This is a genomic window from Microcoleus sp. N9_A2 (assembly GCF_036701775.1).
GTDB lineage: Bacteria > Cyanobacteriota > Cyanobacteriia > Cyanobacteriales > Microcoleaceae > Microcoleus.
Window position 1 is genome coordinate 1 of the sequence record NZ_JAUBRH010000163.1, and the last position, 1,177, is coordinate 1,177.

The window sequence follows — 1,177 nt, forward strand, 5'->3', positions numbered from 1 at the left end:
GGGAGCATCCCGGTTTTGCAAAAGCCTCAAATAGCCAAGAGGTCGTTGAGGTAAGCACAACGAAGTTTTAGCATTTGATTGACATTTTTTTTCAACCATTGAGCTCCGGAGATTTTCAACCTTCTATCTATTTGTTTGACAGTCGATTCCACCGCGCCCGAGCCAATGGAACATATCTTATCTGATGATAATTGCTCATAGTTAACAATTCGAGAGCGATGCTTTTCTAGATACTTGCAAAAGTTTTTAGCGGTTTTGCTGCGACAATTTTTAAATAAATTTAGGGTAGGTTCGACCCTTCCGACCCACAAAAACTCCTTGGCTTTGGCTAAAGATTTTAATGACCCTCCCACTTTATATAAATTTTCCATTAAATGATACCAGTCTAAAATTTCACGTCGGGTTTTACCAGGATTTAACTGGCTCATAATATTCCATATCCCATCATGTCCATCACCCAAACAAGTTAATATATCGGCTAAGGGCTGATGGTTTATATAATTAATTAACTCTTCATTCTCTTGATAAAAAGCCCCATAATAACTTTCATGTAACCGCACTGCCTTATAATCTTGCCAATGAGAGCCTTCACCCAACTTCCCTCTGAGACGGACTTTCCCTCCATCTATGCTTGTTTCTTTCACCTCTATTTTGGCATGAGGTTCTGACCATTCTTGTTTTTCTACCAATCGGTGTAAACAAGTGTGTCCTATCTTTACTCCTGTCTGAACTTCCATTTCTTGGGCTGCCTTGAAGTAGGAAAGATTAGCTATTTGACGCAGACAGCATTTTTCAAATAATGGAGATAATCGAGTAGATTTCTTGAACTCTAATTTTTCGGCCTGTTTTTCAGTAATTCTTAGTTCACCAATACAGCTTTTTACTGTGCGCGGTCGTCCTTGTTCTGTTCCTGTTGCTTCTTTGATAAAAAAAAACCAATTTGTGGGCCCACTGTTTCAAGCCATTGTTGCCTGAGATGTTTTTCAATATTTTCCAGACTGGTCAGTTCACTTGGGGGTGTATTGTTATACCAAATTTTAGCAATTTCTGCCGCACAGGATTCCAACCGCTCTAGTTCTTCAGGGGTCATGGCTCTTTTTCTCGACTTTTTTTGACGCTTTTATTGATTTTAACTATTTTACACTTATTCGGATATTTACAAAACCGGGATGCTCCC

At 39.1% G+C, this 1,177-nt stretch carries 1 protein-coding gene; it reads right to left on the reverse strand.

Annotation, left to right across the window (positions count from 1 at the left end; translation table 11 throughout):
• Positions 1-26: 26 nt before the first annotated feature.
• A protein-coding gene (locus QUA44_RS30560; protein WP_333257689.1) for an ISKra4 family transposase occupies positions 27-1,090 on the reverse strand; the annotation gives its coding sequence in 2 pieces (ribosomal slippage) (positions 27-937 and positions 937-1,090; 1,065 coding nt in all).
• Positions 1,091-1,177: the final 87 nt, after the last annotated feature.